The sequence below is a fragment of the Kitasatospora sp. NPDC047058 genome (genome assembly GCF_040643935.1).
GTDB lineage: Bacteria > Actinomycetota > Actinomycetes > Streptomycetales > Streptomycetaceae > Kitasatospora.
The window spans coordinates 1-4763 of sequence record NZ_JBEYVJ010000469.1; the positions used below are offsets into that span (position 1 = coordinate 1).

Annotated in this window: 5 protein-coding genes and 1 pseudogene; 3 read left to right on the top strand and 3 right to left on the bottom strand. The window is 73.6% G+C overall.

The window, feature by feature from the left end; genetic code table 11:
- Positions 1 to 44 precede the first annotated feature (44 nt).
- Genes ABZ885_RS35575 through ABZ885_RS35585 form a run of 3 tightly spaced genes read right to left on the bottom strand, consistent with a single transcriptional unit; the run spans position 45 to position 1602 of the window.
- Positions 45 to 545 (bottom strand): dihydrofolate reductase, encoded by a 501-nt coding sequence (locus tag ABZ885_RS35575; protein WP_360198260.1) that lies wholly within the window; start codon positions 543 to 545, stop codon positions 45 to 47.
- Positions 542 to 1339 (bottom strand): thymidylate synthase, encoded by a 798-nt coding sequence (locus tag ABZ885_RS35580; RefSeq protein ID WP_360198263.1) that lies wholly within the window; start codon positions 1337 to 1339, stop codon positions 542 to 544. The genes ABZ885_RS35575 and ABZ885_RS35580 overlap by 4 nt, the downstream gene beginning before the upstream one ends.
- An 11-nt stretch (positions 1340 to 1350) precedes the next feature.
- On the bottom strand, positions 1351 to 1602 hold the full coding sequence (locus ABZ885_RS35585) for a hypothetical protein (RefSeq protein ID WP_360198266.1): 252 nt from the start codon (positions 1600 to 1602) through the stop codon (positions 1351 to 1353).
- A gap of 680 nt (positions 1603 to 2282) precedes the next feature.
- Between ABZ885_RS35585 and ABZ885_RS35590 the strand changes: the two genes are divergently transcribed.
- The 3 genes and pseudogenes from ABZ885_RS35590 to ABZ885_RS35600 form a co-directional block, all read left to right on the top strand.
- Positions 2283 to 3005, top strand: a complete 723-nt coding sequence (locus ABZ885_RS35590; RefSeq protein WP_360198269.1) for an alpha/beta hydrolase — start codon at positions 2283 to 2285, stop codon at positions 3003 to 3005.
- A gap of 453 nt (positions 3006 to 3458) precedes the next feature.
- A complete protein-coding gene (locus ABZ885_RS35595) occupies positions 3459 to 3620 on the top strand; it encodes a hypothetical protein (RefSeq protein ID WP_360198272.1) in 162 nt (53 codons plus the stop codon).
- A gap of 83 nt (positions 3621 to 3703) precedes the next feature.
- Positions 3704 to 4624: pseudogene (locus tag ABZ885_RS35600) on the top strand (RNA polymerase sigma factor); the annotation flags it as partial.
- Positions 4625 to 4763: the final 139 nt, after the last annotated feature.

Consider the following 4763-nt stretch of genomic DNA (forward strand, 5'->3'; position numbering starts at 1 on the left):
CAGGCGGCCCAGGCCCGGACGGGACGGGACGGGATGCGCGCCTGCTACCGGCCGCGCGTGTACGTGCGGATGCGGTAGCGCAGCCCCGAGGTGGAGAGCCGCCAGCCTTCGTCCCCGGAGGTCCGCCACTCCGGGTCCACGGCCGGGGCGTAGGTGTCGCCCGCCACGGACAGGTCGATCTCGGTCACCGACAGCTTCGCGGCGTGCTCCATCGCGGCCCGGTAGACCTGCCCGCCGCCGATCACCCAGACCTCGGCCCCGGGCTGCGTCCCCGCCGCGCGGTCGAGCGCCTCCTCCACCGACCCGGCGCGTTCCGCACCGTCGGCCGCCCACTCCGGGTTGCGGGTCACCACGATGTTGCGCCGGCCGGGCAGCGGGCGGAACCGCGGCGGCAGCGACTCCCACGTCCTGCGGCCCATGACCACGGGGTGGCCCAGGGTGATCGCCTTGAAGTGCTCCATGTCCTCGGGCAGCCGCCACGGCATCGTGCCGTCCGCGCCGATCACGCCGTCGAGGGTCTGCGCCCAGATCAGCCCGATGCTCATACCGCCACCGGTGCCTTGATGGCCGGGTGGTGCCGGTAGCCGACCACGGCCACGTCGGAGTAGGCGTAGTCGAAGAGCGAGTCGGCCCGGCGCAGCTCCAGCGCGGGGAACTCGTACGGGGTGCGCGAGAGCTGCTCGGTCACCTGGTCGACGTGGTTGTCGTAGATGTGGCAGTCGCCGCCGGTCCAGATGAACTCGCCCGGCGTGAGACCGGCCTGCTGCGCCACCATGTGCGTGAGCAGGGCGTAGCTGGCGATGTTGAACGGGACACCGAGGAACAGGTCCGCGCTGCGCTGGTACAGCTGGCAGGACAGCCGGCCGTCCGCCACGTAGAACTGGAAGAACGCGTGGCACGGTGCGAGCGCCATCTTGTCCAGCTCGGCCACGTTCCAGGCGGAGACGATCATCCGGCGGGAGTCCGGGTCGTCGCGCAGGGTGTCGAGGACGCCGCTGATCTGGTCGATGTGCCGGCCGTCCGGGCTCGGCCAGCTGCGCCACTGCGCGCCGTAGACGGGGCCGAGGTCCCCGTTCGCGTCGGCCCACTCGTCCCAGATGGTGACGCCGTGCTCGCGCAGCCAGTTGACGTTCGAGTCGCCGCGCAGGAACCACAGCAGCTCGTAGACGACGGACTTGAGGTGCACCTTCTTCGTGGTGACCAGCGGGAAGCCCTGGGAGAGGTCGTAGCGCAGTTGGTGCCCGAAGACACTCCGGGTACCGGTGCCCGTCCGGTCGGCCTTGACCGTCCCGGAGGTGAGCACTAGCCGCAACAGGTCTTCGTACTGGGTATCCGCCACAGCCGGCCATTCTACTGGTCACGGGTGACACACGACCGGCCGGGGGCGCACAGGCCCGGCGCACCACCGGAGTCCGCTCGGGCGTCGCCGACGTGCGGGACCGGCTGCACGGTGGCGCCGTCGGTGACGACCCAGGCGGCCTGGCGGTCCTCGCCCCAGCGGACGTGGGCGATCCACCGCTCCCCCAGCCGACGGCATGCCGTCACCACGCCCGAGCTCCAGCGGCCGCCGGTCCGGATCCAGACCAACTGCCAGCGGCGCACGTCGCCGTCCGCGCCGGGCGGCCCGGCGAGCTCGGAGGGGACCAGCGCGGCGTCGCGCCACGCACCGAGGAACGGCGCGGCGGCCGGGGCCCGGCCACCGGGCTCGGGCAGCGGCCGGATCGTCCGCTCGCTGTAGAGGAACCAACCCCAGGCCCCGCCGCCGGGGCCACCAACCCCAGGCCCCGCCGCCGGGGCCCGGGGCGTCGGCGTCGTCGGCCCAGCGGACGTGGACCAGCCAGACGCTGCCGCCCGGGGGCCGACGCCACACCGTGAGCAGCCCCGGCCGCCACTGTCCGCCGAGGCGGATCTCCACCAGCCGCCAACGGCGCACGTCCCGGTAGAGGCCGGGCAGGGTCATCAGCTCCCGCGGTGGCCGCTCGGCGTCGCCGGGCACCGCCTCGGGGCGGACGGCCTGGGAGGACGGGACTGGGGAGGTCACATCTCCACATTATTTCGTACACTTGTTCGACTCAAGCCGGCCAGGCGGCCGCCCCGGGGTCCACGGAAACCCTGTTGGCGGGCCACGGCGAGGGCTGCTACGTTTCCGTCGGCCGTGTGAGAGAACGAGGAGGTGGTACCCGTGAACGCAGTTTCGACATGGGTGCTCCCCTCCGGGGTCACGGTCGGACGATAGGTCGTCCGGGAGCGCCGTTCACGAGCACTCCCGAAAGGCACGACCCATGCAGTTCACTTCCGAGCGGCGCCTCGACGACGGCGTCCTCGAGCGCGAGTTCACCCTCGGCGAGATCCCCGGCACCCTGTGGACGCCCGGATCCGCCGGACCGGCCCCGCTGATCCTGGTCGGCCACAACGGTGGTCTGCACAGGCGGGAGCCCCGGCTGGTGGCCCGGGCCCGGTACTCCGCCGCGTCCGGCTACGCGGTGGCCGCCATCGACCACCCCGGGCACGGTGACCGGCCCCGTTCCGCCGCCGACGAGCAGGCCCGCGCCGACCTCCGCCGGGCGATGCAGGCCGGCGAGCCGGTCGACGAGATCTTCGAGTCCTTCGTCGGCCCGCTGGTGGAAAGGGCGGTCCCGGAATGGCGGGCCACCCTGGACGCCGTCCTCTCGCTGCCCGGGATCGGCGGCCCGGTCGGGTATTCGGGGATGACCGCCATCGGCATTCGGCTGGCGGTGGCCGAACCGCGCATCGCGGCCGCCGGCTTCTTCGCCGGGGGCTACGTGCCCCGCGCCCAGCGCGAGGAGGCCCGGCAGGTCACCGTTCCGCTGCTGTTCCTGCTGCAGTGGGACGACGAAGGGAATCCCCGGCAGCGGGCCCTGGACCTGTTCGACGCCTTCGGCAGCAAGGAGAAGACCTTGCACGCCAATCTGGGCGGGCACGCCGGCACCCCGTGGTTCGAGGTGGAGGACGGAGACCGGTTCTTCGCCCGGCACCTGAAGTGAGGCCGGGCAGCCAGGCCGGGTGCCGACGGTAGGCAGCCGGTAGGCAGCACCGGTGACGACCCGCTCGCCGGGGAGGGCCCAAGCCCTCCCCGACGAGCGGTGGCCGGCCGCGGCACCACTACGCCGACCGCCCTCGGGCGTTCCGGCGGGGGCCTCGCACCGACGCGAGGACCCCGTCGCGCCCCTCACGCGACGGCGTAGCAGGCGAGGGAGGGCTCCGGCAGGTCGAAGACGCGCGTCGCCGCTCCGGCCATGACGGCCTGCTCGATGAACAGCCTGGTGGCGTGCCCGGAGATCAGCAGCTGGTCTCACGCTTCTTGGGCTCCCGGAGCCCTGTCGGTTCGACACCCATGAGCAATCTTACTCTCGTCGCAACTTTATGCTTGACACACTCTCAGGGCCCGACCTAAAGTTCCACTCGTAGCAAGTTTCGCCCCGACCGACGGAGCCCGTATGCGCAAGCCCGACCTCGCCGCCCTCCTCGCCCAGCAGGGCAACGGCCCGGCCCGCCCCGCGAATCGCCCGCAGCCGTTCACCGCCGTTGCCGCCCGGACCGCACGCCAGACCGCCACCGCACGACGCGCGGTCACCGCCCCGCGTCGCCGGGCCTACTGACCCGGCGACGCCCCTCCCCCGAGCGACCGCCCGTACGCCCCCGTCCGCCCCTGACCCCAGCGAGGTATCCGTTGACCAGCACCATCGCCATGACCGTCACCACCGCCGACGCCATGAGGACCTACCTCGCCGAGATCGGCCGGATCCCGCTGCTGACCGCCGAGCAGGAGGTCGCGCTGGCCCGGCGCATCGAGGCCGGCCGCCTCGCCGCGGAACGGCTGGCCGCGGCGGAGGTCCCCGCCGGCTCCCGCGCGGAGCTGGAGGCGACCGTCGCCGACGCCCGCCGGGCCCGCGAGCACATGCTGGAGGCCAACCTCCGGCTCGTGGTCTCCATCGCCCGGCGCTACACCGGCCGGGGGCTCGCCCTGCTGGACCTCGTCCAGGAGGGCAACCTCGGGCTGATCCGCGCCGTCGAGAGGTTCGACCACCACCGCGGGTTCAGGTTCTCCACCTACGCCACCTGGTGGATCAAGCAGGCCGTCGGCCGTGCCCTGGCCGACCAGTCCCGCACGATCCGGGTCCCCGTCCACATGGCCGAGGTGATCAACCGGGTGACGCGCACCCGCCGCGAGCTGGCCCAGGAGCTCAACCGCGAGCCCACCCGGGCCGAGATCGCCGCGGCGACCGGGCTGACCCCCGAGCGCGTGGCCGAGGTGCAGCGCTACGACCTCGACCCGGTCTCGCTGCACACCCCGGTCGGGGAGGACGGCGGGGCCGAGCTCGGCGACCTCATCGAGGACACCGGCACGCCCGAGCCGCTGCAGGCGATCAGCCACGGCCTGCTCCGCGAGCAGCTCAGGAAGGTCCTCGCCGGGCTGAGCGAGCGGGAGGCCGGCGTCATCGCCCTGCGCTACGGCCTCGGCGACGGCGAGCCCAGGACCCTCGACCAGATCGGCCGGATCCACGGCGTCACCCGTGAGCGCATCCGGCAGATCGAGGCCAAGACCATGGGCAAGCTCCGCCAGGCCTCCCGCACCCGCCTGCTGGAGGGCTTCCTCGGATGAGGCTCAGGCTGACGCCGCCCCGGCCCGGGCAGAGCCGCTCCCGTGACGGCGGTCCGCCCGGCGGCACCGGCCGCCGGGGCCGTCGGGGCCGTCGGGGCCGTCGGGCGGGGCCGGCCGGAGGTTTGGCCGGGCCGCCGCC

Coding starts and splice junctions, on each gene's coding strand:
- ABZ885_RS35575 (WP_360198260.1), bottom strand. CDS start 545: ATGAGCATCGGGCTGATCTGGGCGCAGACCCTCGACGGCGTGATCGGC.
- ABZ885_RS35590 (WP_360198269.1), top strand. CDS start 2,283: ATGCAGTTCACTTCCGAGCGGCGCCTCGACGACGGCGTCCTCGAGCGC.
- ABZ885_RS35595 (WP_360198272.1), top strand. CDS start 3,459: ATGCGCAAGCCCGACCTCGCCGCCCTCCTCGCCCAGCAGGGCAACGGC.